This is a genomic window from Nonomuraea longicatena, from assembly GCF_039525605.1.
Lineage (GTDB): Bacteria > Actinomycetota > Actinomycetes > Streptosporangiales > Streptosporangiaceae > Nonomuraea > Nonomuraea longicatena.
Genome location: NZ_BAAAHQ010000055.1, coordinates 1 through 13026 on the forward strand (window position 1 = coordinate 1; position 13026 = coordinate 13026).

General features: G+C 71.2%; 13 protein-coding genes. 2 read left to right on the top strand and 11 right to left on the bottom strand.

Annotated elements, in window-relative coordinates:
• Positions 1–321: 321 nt before the first annotated feature.
• Positions 322–588: a hypothetical protein gene (locus tag ABD120_RS36965; RefSeq protein WP_343955028.1), complete on the bottom strand. Its 267-nt coding sequence runs from the start codon at positions 586–588 to the stop codon at positions 322–324.
• Between the two features lie 34 nt (positions 589–622).
• Between ABD120_RS36965 and ABD120_RS36970 the strand changes: the two genes are divergently transcribed.
• Positions 623–898, top strand: coding sequence for a site-specific integrase (locus ABD120_RS36970; protein ID WP_343955029.1), 276 nt, complete (start codon positions 623–625; stop codon positions 896–898).
• Positions 899–974: 76 nt separating this feature from the next.
• Here ABD120_RS36970 and ABD120_RS36975 read toward each other — a convergent pair whose 3' ends face one another.
• Entirely contained in the window at positions 975–2114 is a 1140-nt protein-coding gene (locus ABD120_RS36975) for an acyl-CoA dehydrogenase family protein (protein WP_343955030.1), read from the bottom strand.
• A gap of 14 nt (positions 2115–2128) precedes the next feature.
• A complete protein-coding gene (locus ABD120_RS36980) occupies positions 2129–5332 on the bottom strand; it encodes an indolepyruvate ferredoxin oxidoreductase family protein (protein WP_343955031.1) in 3204 nt (1067 codons plus the stop codon).
• Positions 5333–5452: 120 nt separating this feature from the next.
• On the opposite strand from ABD120_RS36980, the gene ABD120_RS36985 reads away from it, so the two are divergent.
• Entirely contained in the window at positions 5453–5890 is a 438-nt protein-coding gene (locus ABD120_RS36985) for an Lrp/AsnC family transcriptional regulator (protein WP_343955032.1), read from the top strand.
• A 3-nt stretch (positions 5891–5893) separates the two neighbouring features.
• On the opposite strand, the gene ABD120_RS36990 is transcribed toward ABD120_RS36985, so the two are convergent.
• The 8 genes from ABD120_RS36990 to ABD120_RS37025 form a co-directional block, all read right to left on the bottom strand.
• Positions 5894–6298, bottom strand: a complete 405-nt coding sequence (locus ABD120_RS36990) for a pyridoxamine 5'-phosphate oxidase family protein (protein ID WP_425564099.1) — start codon at positions 6296–6298, stop codon at positions 5894–5896.
• A gap of 60 nt (positions 6299–6358) precedes the next feature.
• A complete protein-coding gene (locus ABD120_RS36995; RefSeq protein ID WP_343955034.1) occupies positions 6359–7291 on the bottom strand; it encodes a DNA polymerase domain-containing protein in 933 nt (310 codons plus the stop codon).
• A gap of 97 nt (positions 7292–7388) precedes the next feature.
• A complete protein-coding gene (locus ABD120_RS37000) occupies positions 7389–8846 on the bottom strand; it encodes a DUF7927 domain-containing protein (RefSeq protein ID WP_343955035.1) in 1458 nt (485 codons plus the stop codon).
• 85 nt (positions 8847–8931) lie between these two features.
• A complete protein-coding gene (locus tag ABD120_RS37005; protein ID WP_343955036.1) occupies positions 8932–9375 on the bottom strand; it encodes a GNAT family N-acetyltransferase in 444 nt (147 codons plus the stop codon).
• A 34-nt stretch (positions 9376–9409) separates the two neighbouring features.
• A complete protein-coding gene (locus ABD120_RS37010) occupies positions 9410–10285 on the bottom strand; it encodes a DUF4429 domain-containing protein (protein WP_343955037.1) in 876 nt (291 codons plus the stop codon).
• Between the two features lie 2 nt (positions 10286–10287).
• Positions 10288–11067, bottom strand: a complete 780-nt coding sequence (locus ABD120_RS37015) for an ABC transporter ATP-binding protein (protein WP_343955038.1) — start codon at positions 11065–11067, stop codon at positions 10288–10290.
• On the bottom strand, positions 11064–12062 hold the full coding sequence (locus tag ABD120_RS37020) for a FecCD family ABC transporter permease (RefSeq protein ID WP_343955039.1): 999 nt from the start codon (positions 12060–12062) through the stop codon (positions 11064–11066). The genes ABD120_RS37015 and ABD120_RS37020 overlap by 4 nt, the downstream gene beginning before the upstream one ends.
• A complete protein-coding gene (locus ABD120_RS37025) occupies positions 12052–13023 on the bottom strand; it encodes an ABC transporter substrate-binding protein (protein WP_343955040.1) in 972 nt (323 codons plus the stop codon). Before ABD120_RS37025 ends, ABD120_RS37020 begins: the two co-directional genes overlap by 11 nt.
• Positions 13024–13026 lie beyond the last annotated feature (3 nt).

Genomic DNA, 13026 nt, shown 5'->3' on the forward strand with positions numbered 1-13026 from the left:
CCTCACCCATTTCGAGCACAACTACCTACCGGCAATTCGCTGAGATCACGTCACTATCAGAAGTATTTGGAAGAGCGAGGAGAGATAGAGCTCTCCGATATGTACTATCTCTGGCAACTCGAAGATCGCGCATGGGAGTTTGAGACGGCAGACTAATATGGCCCGGCAACGGTCGAGCGGCGGTGCCCGCGACCGGCCGAAGAGCCGCAGCGCGGGCAGCGACCGTTCGACGCGGCAGACCGCCGCAGGCGGGCTGCCCTTGATGACGTGGAGAGAAGTTGCTTTCTGGCCGGACCGTAGCTGTGCCTGTTGGGGTTTGAGCTACTTGCTGTGAGGTCGTGCGGTGGTCCAGATGCGGTTGAAGCTGGTGAGGTAAGTGCTAGCCAGCCCTTGGTCGTCGGTGTGGGTGAGGTGCATCACGGGGGCGTTTGCTGCTGGGGTTCCGTAGGCGTGGGTGTTGACGAGGAGTTGGTCATCTGCGCGGTAGATGGAGTTGTAGAGGACGGTGTGGTGGAGTCGGATTTCGGTGTCTTGGGCGTCGAGTAGGGGGCGGTACAGGGTGAGGGCGTTCTTGACTCTGGCTGCCATAACCTCGGCCCCGATTCCTTCGTCGGTTCCGCGTGTGGCGACTTCCGGCCACTCACGTCAGCGCAGGCGCTACACCACCTCCCGCAAGGAGGGCCTGCACCAGCTCCGCTACTACTACGCGAGCGTCATGCTGGCGGGCGGCGTCTCGGTCAGGGAACTCGCCGAGTACCTGGGCCACGCCGACCCCGGATTCACCCTCCGCGTTTACGCCCACATGATGCCCGGCTCCCATGACCGCGCCCGCAAGGCGATCGACGATCGTCTGTTCCGCCCGCGCGAGGTCGCTCACGGAACAGGGACGGAACAGTGATCATCTAGAGCCCAGCTCCAACACAAAGCACCCCGCCTCCCAAGCACCGGGAAGCGGGGTTTTCGCATGTCAGGGGCTACTTGGCCAGGTGACGGCTGATGACCATCCGCTGGATCTGGTTGGTGCCTTCGAAGATCTGCATGATTTTGGCTTCGCGCATGTACCTTTCCACCGGGAAATCGCGGGTGTAGCCGTACCCCCCGAATACCTGGACCGCGTCCGTCGTGACCTTCATCGCCGCGTCCGTGGCGACCAGTTTGGCCACCGAGGCCTGGCGTGAGTACGGCACCCCCGCGTCCCTTCGTCGCGCCGCGTCCAGGTACGTCGCGCGGGAGGAGTCGACGGCCGCTGCCATGTCGGCCAGGACGAAGCCGAGGCCCTGGTGGTCGATGATGCGCCGGCCGAACGTCGTCCGCTCCTTCGCGTATGCGACCGCCGCGTCCAAGGCGGCCTGGGCGAGGCCGGTGGCGCAGGCGGCGATGCCGAGGCGGCCGGAGTCGAGGGCGGCGAAGGCGATCTGGAGCCCCTGGCCTTCGGCGCCGATGAGCCGGTCGGGTTCGAGGAGGGCGCCGTCCCAGTGGGCGGTGGTGGTGGGGATGGCGTGCAGGCCCATTTTGTCCTCGGGGCGGCCGAAGGTGAGGCCGTCGGCGGCGCCGGGAGCGAGGAAGCAGGAGATGCCCCGGCTGCCTTCGCCGGTGCGGGCGAACAGGGCGTAGAAGTCGGCGATGCCGCCGTGCGTGATCCACGCCTTGGTGCCGGTGACGCGGTAGCCGTCGGGGGTGCGCTCGGCCTTGCAGGTCAGGGCGGCGGCGTCGGATCCGGCCTGCGGCTCGGACAGGCTGTAGCCGCCGACGAGGCGCCCGGCCAGCATGTCGGGCAGCCACCGCTCGACCTGCTCCGGGGTGCCGTACTCCTTGACGGGGAAGCAGGCGAGCGTGTGCACGCTGACGGCCACCGCGACGGCGGCCCAGCGGGCCGCCAGCTCCTCGACGACCTGCAGATACACCTCGTACGGCTGGCCGCCGCCACCGAGTTCCGCCGGGTACGGCAGCCCGAGCAGCCCGACCTCCCCCAACGTGGCGAACAACCCGACCGGGTAGGTTTCGGAGCGTTCGTGCTCCTCGACGCGGGTGGCGAGTTCCTTGTCCGCGACCGCGCGGGTGAGGTCGATGAGGTCGTGCGCGTCCTGGTCGGGCAGCAGGCGGGTGACGGCCATGTGTGGTCTCCGGTTCAGGCCAGGGCCTTGCGGGCGGCTTCGCGGAATTCCGCGACCCGGGCGAGCTTGATGTCCTCGTACCCGCGGATCATCTCAGGAAGCGCGGCGATCTCGGCGACGGCGGCGGGCGGGCTCCCGGCGGCGATGGCGTCGCGGACGAGCGCGCGGTACTCGTGGACGAGTTCGCGTTCGACGCGTCGGACGTGCGCGTACCCGAACGGGTCGAGGACGGTGCCGCGCAGGACGCGGGCCGAGCGCAGGGCGCGGAAGACCGGCCCGGCCGTACGGCGGAGCCTGATCTTGCGCCGCATCCCGAGCGCCCGCAGCACGGGCGGGTGGAGGAGCACGCTGACCTTGTCCCCGGGGGCGTGGTCCTGGTCGAGGTGGAGGCGGGCGACCTCGTACTCGTCCTTGTAGGCCATGAGCTTGTGCAGCCCCTTGGCGTAGGCGAGCGCGACGTCCTCGTCCTCGGTGAGGACGGCGACGCGGCGCACGTCCTCGGCGTAGGTGCGCGCGTAGTCGGCGTTCTGGTAGGCGGTCAGGTCGGCGACGCGCAGCGCCAGCGTCTCCTCGAAGGTGGCGGGCTTGGCGGGCTCCAGGCTGCGGAGCACCTCGGCCCGCCCGTGCGCGAAGGCGGCGAGGTTCTTCTCGACGGCGGCCCCGTTGACCCGGATGGCCCGCTCGATGGCGTCGGCGCCGACGGGCAGGCAGCCGTGCTGGTAGGCGGCGCCGAGCAGCAGCATGTTGGCGGGCATGTGGTCGGCGAACAGCCGCTCGGCCAGTCCGAGGGCGTCGATCTGGACGAGGTCGCGGGTGACGGCGCCGATGCGGTCGAGCGCGGGGGAGGCGCCGGTGAGGCCGTCGCGGCCGGTGACCATGGCGGCGGTCGGCACGACGGCGGTGTTGACGACGGCGACGGTGTGGCCGGGCGCGCAGGTGGCCAGGTTGGTGTCGGCGGCGGCGCCGAGCACGTCGAAGGCGAGGAGCACGTCGGCGCGGGTGGCCTTGACGGCGCCGGTGATCGGCTCGGGGGAGATGCGCACGTCGCTGATGACGGGCCCGCCCTTCTGGGCGAGTCCGGTCTGCTCCAGTCCTGCGGCGTGAAGGCCGTCGAGGTGGGCGGCCATCTGGAGGATCTGGGAGACGGTGACGACGCCGGTGCCGCCGATGCCGGGCATGCGGACGGTGACGGCGGGGCCGACCTTGCGCACGGGTTCCGGCAGGTCGCCAGGCGGCGCGGGGAGGGGGCGGGCGGCGCGCGGTCCGGGTTCGACCAACGTGAACGAGGGGCAGTCGCCCTTCAGGCAGGTGAGGTCGGAGTTGCACGACGGCTGGTGGATGCGGGTCTTGCGCCCGAACTCGGTCTCGACGGGCTGAACCGACAGGCAGGTGGACTTCTCCCCGCAGTCGCCGCATCCTTCGCACACCCGCTCGTTGATGACGACGAGTTCCTTGGGGGTGGGCAGTTTGCCGCGCTTGCGAAGGCGGCGTTCCTCGGCGGCGCAGCGGTCGTCGTGGATGAGGACGGTGACGCCGTCCGTGCGGGCGAGTTCGCGTTCGACGGCGGCGAAGTCGTCGCGGTGCCGTACCGAGGCGATCGGGTCGAGCCGGACCCCCTTGTAGGAGCCGGGCTCGGGAGTGGTGATCACCACGCGGCGCACGCCCTCGACGGCGAGCAGCCGGGTGAGGGCGGGCACGTCGAGCCGTCCTTCGGCGCGCTGGCCGCCGGTCATCGCGACCGCGTCGTTGTACAGCAGCTTGTACGTCATGGACACCCCGCTCGCCACCGCCGCCCTGATGGCGAGGGAGCCGGAGTGGTGGAAGGTGCCGTCACCGAGGTTCTGCACAAAGTGCCGGTCGGCGGTGAACGGCGACAGCCCGATCCACTGCGCGCCCTCGCCGCCCATCTGGGTGAGCCCGAGCCGGGTGCCGCGCCCGTCGCCGTCCAGCGCGATCATGGCGTGGCAGCCGATGCCGACACCCACGAGCGTGCTGTCGTCGGTGCGGGTGGACAGGTTGTGGGGGCAGCCGGAGCAGAAGTACGGCGTGCGCGCGGCGACCAGCGGCAGCGACCGGCGCTGCCGTGGCACGAGCGCGCCGAGCCCGAGCGCCTTGGCGACGTCGGCGGCCCCGACGGTGCCGCGCAGCGGCAGCAGGCCGCGCACGCGCGGGGTGGAGTCGCTGCCGTACAGGGCGGCTTTGAGGTGGTTCTCCAGGAACGGCACCTTGTCCTCGACGACGAGCACCTCATCGAGACCGGCGGTGAGTTCGAGCAGTTCGGAGCGATCCAGCGGGTACGGCATGGCGACGCGGATCAGCCGGATGCCGCGCTCGTCGAGGTCCACGCCGGCGTCGTCGAGGGCGCGGCGGGCGGTGGCCAGGGCCGTACCCGAGGCCATGATGCCGAGGCGCGGCGCGGGCGGCTCGTGCAGGACGCGGTTCAGCCCGGCGGCCCGCGCGTAGGCGCGGGCGGCGTCGAGGCGGCGGGTGAGCAGGTCGTACTCGGCGTCGAGCGCGGCCGGGCCGACGAGCGTGGGCGGCGGGGTGTCGGCGCGGTCGGCGGGGGGCAGATCGGGGCGCAGGTCGGCGAGGTCCACGGTGGCGGAGGAGTCGGCCACGTCCGCCACGATCTTGACACCGACCCAGAGGCCGCTGGCGCGGGACATGGCGACCGCGTGCAGCCCGAACTCGACCAGTTCGGCAACGGAGCCGGGCGCGAGCAGCGGCATGGTGAGGCTCTGGCACATCGGCTCGCACGAACTGGGCACCGTCGAGGACTTGCAGCCGGGGTCGTCGCCGATCCACGCGACGGCGCCGCCCCTGGCCGCCGTGCCCGCGACGTTGGCGTGCCTGATGGCGTCGGCGGCGCGGTCGAGGCCGGGGTTCTTGCCGTACCAGAACCCGGTCACGCCGTCGTGGCGGGCGCCGGGTGCGAGGCCGAGGAGCTGGGTGCCCGCGACGGCGGTCGCGGCGAGTTCCTCGTTGAGGCCGGGACGGAACACGACTCCGGCGGGTTCGAGGTGTTTCGCCGCCCTGGCCATCTCCAGGTCCACCCCGCCGAGCGGGGAGCCCTGGTATCCGGAGACGAAGATCCTCGTGTCGAGGCCGCGTTCGCGGTCGAGCCTGCGCTGTTCCAGCGTCAGCCGGACCAGGGCCTGAATCCCGGTCAGGAGCACGCGCCCGTTCTGAGCGGTGTATTTGTCGTCCAGCGCCACCATGGGAGAAGCACAGCAATGTGACGCGGCTTACACAAGTATCAGCCGACATAATGGCTGAAAGACGCAAACAGTTTGCGTCGCGGGCGCCTGGGGGGCCTGGAGTTTGCGTGAGGGAGTGCTGTGATCGAGATCGACGACATCGACCACCGGCTGCTGCGACTGCTGCGCGAGGATGGGCGCCGGACCTTCTCCGAGATGGCGGGAACCATCGGCCTGTCCGTCGCGGCCGTCAAACGCCGGGTGGACCGCCTGCGCGAGGGCGGCGTGATCACCGGATTCTCCGTCCAGGTCGACTACGCCAAGCTCGGATGGGGCATCGAGGCGTTCATCGAGGTGCGCTACTCCGGCGCGACCCCGGCCAGTGAGATGATCCGCACCTCCAGCGCGGTGCCCGAGATCCAGGCGGTCTTCACGATCGCGGGAGACCCGGACGCGCTGATCCACGTCAGGGTCCGCGACCTCGACCACCTGCAGACCGTCATCGACGGCCTGCGCCGCACCGGCCAGGTCACGGGCACGAAGACGCTGATGATCCTCGGTTCATGGGTCAGACGCTGACGATCACATGTTCCCCAGGACTCGGGTGACCCGGATCTCGATCACGACCCGGATCGGGTTGGCGCGCGGCGGCTTGTACCGCGCGGTGTAGCGCGCCTCGGCGGCGGCCACCTGCTCGGGCTCGCTGCGGACGACCGCCGTGCCCTCCAGCGTCGACCACCGGCGCCCGTCCACCTGGCACACCGCCACCTTCGCGCCCTCGGGACCCGCCTCGGCGATCAGCCTGGCCTTCTGCGAGGCGCCCGAGGTGATCACCCGCACCACCGCCGCATCGAGGTCGAGCGTCGCGCCCACCGGGACCACGTGCGGTGAGCCGTCCGGGCGCGTGGTCGCGAGCGTGCACAGATGCCGCTCCTGCCAGAACGCGGCGAAGCCGGGACCTCGGTCGTGCAGGTTCACAGCGGGCATGCTACCCCCGCGTCGAGCATTGTGGACGACACCCGTCACGGTGAGACACGGCGCGGGCGGTCACTCGGTACGGCGGGCGCGGGCGCGGCGTTTGCCCTCGTGCATGGCCTGCACACGGGCCACCGGGATCGTGTGGCCCTCGGCGACCAGGTCGTCGGGCAGCCGCTGCGGCTCGGGCAGCGACTCCGCCCACGGGTCGCGGTCGGCGACCAGGGCGGGGACCGTACGGATGGTGAAATCAGCTGGTACGACCCGGTCGAGATCGGCCCAGCTCACCGGGAACGAGACCGGCACCCCGGGCCGGATCCGGGGACTGTAGGCCGCCGCCACGGTCGCCCCGCCCGCCCGCGTGGAGTCGAGGAAGACCTTGCCCTCGCGGTCCTCGCGGATGAAGGCCGTGGTCGCCACCGAAGGGTCCACCCGTTCGGCGCGTGCCGCCAGCGCCCGGGTCGCCGCCGCCAGGTCCTCGACCGGGATGCCCGCCGCCACCGGGACGAACACGTGCACGCCCTTCGACCCGCTCGTCTTCACCGCCCCGGCGAGCCCGGTGTCGTCGAGCGCCTGGCGGACCAGCCCGGCCGCCCGCACCACCGTGTCGAACGACTCGCCCTCGGGCGGGTCGAGGTCGATGATCAGGTCCGTGATGTGCCCGTCGCGATACAGCGCCGGGTGGTACTCCACCGCCCGCTGGTTGGCGAACCAGAGCAGGGTGCGGCGGTCGTCACACAGCGCGTACGAAACCTGGCGGTGGGACGCCTCGGCCCAGACGGCGGCCGTCCTGATCCAGTCGGGAGCGTACTTCGGCAGGTTCTTCTGCATGAACGGCGCCTGGCCGGGACGCACCCTGATCACCGACAACGGCCGGCCCCGCAGCACGGGCAGGATGCGCTCGCGCACCGCGTCGAAGTAGTCGACCAGGTCGCCCTTCGTCGCCTCCGCGCCGTCGAACAGGGGCTGGTCGAGGTTGGTGAGCGAAACGCCGTCGATGCTCATCCGCCCACCATGCCCAGGTGCGGCGCCTCGGTCAACCGGGACACGGAAGGGGCGCGGCCCGTAAGGACCGCGCCCCTTCACAGGTCGGGACGGTGGATCAGAAGCTGATGCCGCCGTACCTGAAGACGGGCACCGGAGGCCGGTACATACGGCCCTTGTGGTGGTGTCCCTTGTCGTGCTTCTTGTGGTCACGCGGGAAGATCTCGACGCGGACCACTTCCTTGCTGTGCGCGGGCCGGTTGCGCATGATGCCGGGCTTGAACACGGTCACGGTGAACGTCACCCGCACCGACTGGTTCGGCTCCAGACGGCCGGTCCAGGTCAGCACGGGCTCGTCGAAGGTGACCGTGCCCGTGGTGGCGGTGGCGTCGTTGTTGTACCTGGCGTGCGCGAGCACGTCGGTCAGGTTGTCGGTGAACATGCCCGGGTCCACCGTGCCGGGCCCGACGTTGGTGCCGATCAGCCTGTACCGGACGGTGTCCCCGATGTGCACCCGGTTCTTGTCCGCCTTTTTCACGACTTTGACCTTCCCCGGCTTCGGCGTCGGGGTCGGGGTCGGGGTCGGAGTAGGCGTGGGTGTAGGTGTCGGCGTCGGGGTTGGAGTAGGCGTCGGCGTAGGTGTGGGTGTGGGTGTCGGGGTTGGGGTCGGAGTAGGCGTGGGCGTAGGTGTGGGCGTCGGAGTAGGCGTGGGTGTAGGTGTGGGCGTCGGAGTAGGCGTGGGTGTAGGTGTGGGCGTCGGGGTTGGAGTAGGCGTGGGCGTGGGCGTCGGGGTTGGAGTAGGCGTAGGTGTGGGCGTCGGCGTAGGAGTCGGTGTGGGTGTCGGGGTCGGTCCCTCGCACGTGGCCTGGACGGCGCCCAGCACGATCCGCGCCAGCGGCCCCTCGTACACGACATCCCCGGCGGCGTTCAGCAGCCGCCCGGCGAAGGAGATCTCCACCCGCGACTCGGCGTGCACGTTGGGCACGGTCTGCTGGATCTGCTGCATCGTCACCCGCAGCACACCCCGGGCCACCGTCGTCGGGTACCCGAGCTGCGTCCCGGTGACGGCGATGGTGTTGGTCCCCGCCACGATCGGCTGCCCCGCGACCGTCGGCGCGGTGACGAAGTTCTGCGTCATCGGCGCGTGCGGAGGCTGGCAGCGCGCCTGAGTGTGCAGAGTCGGGATGCTGAGCAGGACAGGGCCACTCGGCAGCAGCCGCATGCCCAGGACGTTCGGGTCGCTGACGGCTTCCCAGGCGTCGACGGCCACGTCGCCGGACGTGCTGCCCGACGGCGCGGCGATGGTGACGTAGTTCTTGACCCCGTCCGGGTCGTTGACATAGTCGGCGGTGGACGATCCGCCCGCCGCTCCCGTGAAAGCCGTGCCGAGAACGCCGCTGAACGCGGCCTGCCCGATGGCGGGCACCGACTCGACCTCCAGCCGCACTCCAGTGCTGCTGGATGATTCTCCTGCTCGCTCGGCTGTGCCGAGCCCGATGAACGCCGTCATGCCAAGGCCGGTCAGCGCTGCGAGAAGCAGCGGCAAGATGGCCCGCTTGGCGAGGATGTTTTGCATTCGTGACCTCCGAGCAGCATTAACGCATCGCGCGGAGGTCTGTCAGGGTAGGGACACCGAGGGCAAACAGGTTATTGCCGGATGATCACCGTGGCTTGTCGAGCACCAGCGTGACGTGCCCTTCGCTCACCCCTTCGCGGCGGAATCCGAGCCGCTCCAGCAGCCGCACCGACGCCGTGTTGCCCTCGTGCGGGTCGGCGTACAGGGGCCGGATCGGCTCCGCCCGCAGGAACAGCTCAAGCGCCTGGGTGCCGACGCCGCGCCCCCAGAACTCCCTGCCGAGCCAGTAGCCGAGGAAGCGCCGCTCGCCGTCCCACCAGGACACGATGTTTCCGGCCGGAGCGCCGTCGGCGGTGACGGTCTGGACGAACGTACCCGGGTCGCCGAGGATCCGCTCGCGCCAGTGCGTCATGAACCGCTCGCGTTCGCGCGCGGGGAAACGGGACCGTCTCACGGCCTCCGGATCCTGCTCGAACGCGTGGAACATCTCAAGGTCGTCGTCTTCGACGTCCCGCAGCGAAACCTTCATGACATCGGAGGATGCCACCCGCCACCGACAGTTCTCATTCGGACAGGCGGCGGATCATCGCGGCCTTGGCCGCGGAGAACTCCTCGTCGGTGAGCACGCCGGAGCGGTGCAGCTCGCCGAGTTCGGCGAGCCTGCGCAGCACCGCGTCGTGCGCGTCGCCCGCCGCCGCCAGCGCGGGCGCGGGCGGTGCGGGCGGTTCCGGGCGCTCGGGCGGCAGCGCCGCAAGCCTCGCGTGTACGGCGGCCGCCACCAGCGCCGTCGTCCCGCCGAACTTCTGCAGCCCCCACGACACGCACCGCAGGTCCTTGTTGGGCGGCTGGGTGGCCCCCTCGTTCCTGACCCGGAAGCGCAGGCTCCCGTAACCGGCCCCGGCCAGCGGCGACCACTCGACGTGGGTGATGTCGGACAGCGGGAACTCCTGGGTGCCCGCCTCCTCCTTGGTGGTGGAGGCGAGCCAGGTCCAGTCGAGGCGGACGCGCTCGCCGTCGAAGGTGACGGTGCCGTCGCCCGCGGTGGCCGAGATCGGCGCCTCGGGCGGCGGCAGCAGGAAGTGCTCGGCGGGGCCGGAGGGAACCTGCCACACGGTGAGCGCGTCGCGCACCTCGTCGGCGAGGTACTGCGCCGCGCCCGACCGGTCCTTGGGCACGCTCAGCCGGTAGGGGTCGGCGGGGGAGTCGAGCCCGCCCGCCACCACGTCGGTGAGCGCGTCGGCCCGCTTGCGCAGCCGCAGCCGCAGGTGGCCGCCCTTGCGACCGGGCTCGAAGGTGAGGCTCGCGACGGCCTGGAGCGGGATGACCAGCTCGCCGAGGGTGCGCCGCAGCTCGTGCACGGAGTTTCCGCTCGCCGGGACGACGCGCAGCAACTCGCCGTCGAACGTCCAGGACCCGTCGGGCACGATCACGTCAGCCATGGTTAGCCAGGATATTCCGCCGCGACACCCGTGCAGGCCACAGTGAGGTTACCCAGGCTGTCCCCGCCGACCTCGGCGTCCACGCCGAAGACCGTGCGCAGGCGCTCGGGGGTGAGCACGTCGCGGGGAGCGCCGTCGGCGACCAGGCGGCCGCCGTGCATGAGCAGCAGCCGGTCGCAGTAGCGGGCGGCCAGCGACAGGTCGTGCAGGGCGATGACGACGGTCTGCTCCGCTGCGGCGAGCAGATCCATGAGCGCGTACTGGTGCCTGAGGTCCAGGTGGTTGGTCGGTTCGTCGAGCAGCACGCAGTCGGTCCGCTGGGCGAGGGCGCGGGCGAGGTGGGCGCGCTGCCGTTCGCCGCCGGACAGCGTGCGCCAGGACCGGTCCGCGAGCGCGGCCAGTCCGACGCGGGCGAGGGCGTCCGCGACGATCTCGTGGTCGGCCCGGCCGAGGCCGCGCCACCTGCCCGCGTACGGTGTCCGCCCCAGGCCGACCACGTCGCGGACCCGCAGGTCGCTGTCGGTTTCCGCGGACTGCTCGACCAGGGCGGCCGCGCGGGCGACGCGACGGGCGGGCCAGCCGGAGATGTCGGCTTCGCCGTACCGGATGGAGCCCCCGGAGGGGGCCCGCAGACCGGCGACGCAGCGCAGGAGGGAGGACTTGCCCGAGCCGTTGGGCCCGATGAGCCCGGCGAGTTCGCCCGAGCGGACCCGCGCCGTCACCCCCTTGACGATCTCCTTGCCCGAGGCGGACCAGGTGAGATCGGTGATGGTGATGTTCACAGTTCGCCTCTCCTGCGCATGATCATGAGGAAGAGCGGGACGCCGAGCAGCGCGGTGAACACCCCGACCGGCACCTCGCGCGGGGAGAACGCGACCCGGGCGAGAGCGTCCGCCCAGATCAGGAAGATGCCGCCGACCAGGGCGGTGAAGGGCAGCAGCGCCCGGTGCAGCGGTCCGACGACGAACCGCACGCCGTGCGGGACGATCAGTCCGACGAACCCGATCGCGCCGACGGCGGCGACGGCGACCGAGGTCAGCAGGGCGGTCACGACGAGGAGCACGAGGCGGGTGCGCCGGACGTCGACGCCGAGCGAGGCCGCGGTGTCCGCGCCGAAGGAGAAGCCGTCGAGCGCGCCCGAGTGCAGCCACACGACCAGCAGTCCGGCCGCCCCGGCGAACGCGCAGACGGCGACCGCGTCCCACCGCGCGGACGACATCGAGCCGAGCAGCCAGTGCGTGACGGCCCTGGTGGTCTCGGCGTCGCCGGAGGCCATGAGCACGAGCGAGGTGAGCGCCGCGAACAGTTGCCCGACGACGACGCCGGTGAGGACGATCCGCGCCGAGTCCAGCCCGGTACGCCGCAGCAGCACCATGAGCAGCGCGAACGACAGCAGCGCCCCGGCGAAGGCCCCGCCCGCGACGCCGAGCGACCCGGCGCCGACGCCCAGCACGATCACGACGACCGCGCCGGTGGAGGCGCCGGAGGAGATGCCGAGCAGGTACGGGTCGGCCAGCGCGTTGCGCGTCACTGCCTGGAGCGCGGCGCCGCAGACCGCGAGCAGCGCGCCGACCAGGGCGGCGAGCAGGACACGCGGCAGCCGCAGGTCCCACACGAGCGAGTCGAGCAGCCTGGGCGGCGCCTCGGCGGAAAGACCCAGCCGGGCCGCGAAGGACGACGCCAGGTCCGCGTAGGATACGGGGCTGCTGCCGAGCCGTACGGACACCGCGATGGACACGATGAACAAACCTGCGGCGACGACGGTCTTACCGAGCATGGTCGCGCAGCCCCTTCGCCACGAGCTGAAGGGTGTTGACGCTGCGGACCGAGGGGTCCATCTCGATGCCGGGCACGGTGACGAACCGGTTGTCCCGTACGGCGGGCAGCTTGGCGGCCACCGGGGTGTCGCGCAGCTTGGCGATCTTCTCCTCGGCCGAGTCGCCGGGCCGGCCGCGCTCGGACAGGTCGCCGACCACGATCACGTCGGGGTCGCGCCGGGCGATCTCCTCCCAGGTCACCTCGGGCCACAGCTCGTCCACGTCGTCGAAGGCGTTCTCCGCGCCGAGGACGCGGCTCATGGCGCTCGGAATGCCGCCGTGTCCGGCGACGTACGGGATGCCGTTGAACATCGAGTACAACCACACCACCTTCGGGCGGCCCTCGGCCTTGCGGACGGAACCGATCACCGCGCGCTGCTCCTCGACCAGGGCCCGCGCCCGCTCCTCGACGCCGAAGATCCGTCCCATCGCGGTGTAGTCCTGGAAGAGCAGCTCGAAGGGGTCGGCCGTGCCGTCGGGGCAGTCGACGGCACTGACGTAGGTGGGCAGCCCGAGCGCGTGCAGTTCTTCGCGGGTACCGGCCCGGTCCTTGGTGAACAGCGACGCGAACGGCGAGACGGCGAGGTCGGGCCCGGCCGCGCGCAACTGCTCCGAGGTGATGATCTTCGGGTTGAGCACGGGGATCCGCTCGTAGGCCGCGCGGAACCGGTCGGGTACGGGCGTCTTGTGGTTGGAGGTCCCGGCGATCCGGTCATGGACGCCGAGGGTCAGCAGCAGTTCGGTGGCGGACTGGTCGAGCGTGACCACCCGCGACGGCGGTCGCGTGACGGTGATCTGCCGGCCGCAGCTCGTGAGGGTGGTGCCAGTGGGGGCTGCTGCACGGGGCTGGGCACTCACGCCGCAGGCCGCGACGGTGGCGGCCAGGGCCAGCAGGGCGCCGAACCGGGGGAGGGTGGGCATGCG